The organism is Blautia sp. CAG:257 (assembly GCF_000433815.1).
Taxonomy (GTDB): domain Bacteria; phylum Bacillota; class Clostridia; order Lachnospirales; family Lachnospiraceae; genus Blautia_A; species Blautia_A caecimuris.
The window spans coordinates 14,547-15,014 of the sequence record NZ_HF999075.1 but is presented as its reverse complement, the minus strand read 5'-3'; the positions used below and the strand labels follow the sequence as shown (position 1 = coordinate 15,014).

Genomic DNA, 468 nt, shown 5'->3' with positions numbered 1-468 from the left:
AATTTCTGCGTTCCTGCTTGACAACCGCAAAAAATGCAATTATAGTATGTACCATAACAAAGGCGAGGAAGAAGAGGAGTATGCTGAATACCCTGACAGAGAGGAATATCCGCTGGCTGGAAGATATTCTCAGAAGGACGCAGCAGAAGGTAGCTTTGGAGCCGGGAGGCTGATGGCCGGAAATGAAGTACAGAAACCGGCAGCAGGCTTTCACGTAAATCCTGCGTTAAAGGAAAATGAGATGTGCAGAGAAATAAGTGTGATAAACTGACTGTTTCCTGCATAATGAAGGTGGTACCGCGACAAGATTCGCCCTTCACACTTAGGTGTGAGGGGCTTCTTTATTTACCGGAAAGACAGTATGTTCTGTACTGATCTTCCAGGTAAATGATAACGATTTTTCCCCTCACTATTTACAGAAAACACATACAGGAGGTTTATTATGAGCAAAGAACTTGCAAAGACGTA

General features: G+C 43.6%; 1 protein-coding gene. It reads left to right on the top strand.

What is annotated here, in order from left to right:
* The coding region (locus QVP40_RS14005) for a hypothetical protein (RefSeq protein ID WP_442852287.1) at window positions 1-271 on the top strand (271 nt) is incomplete at its 5' end.
* Window positions 272-468 lie beyond the last annotated feature (197 nt).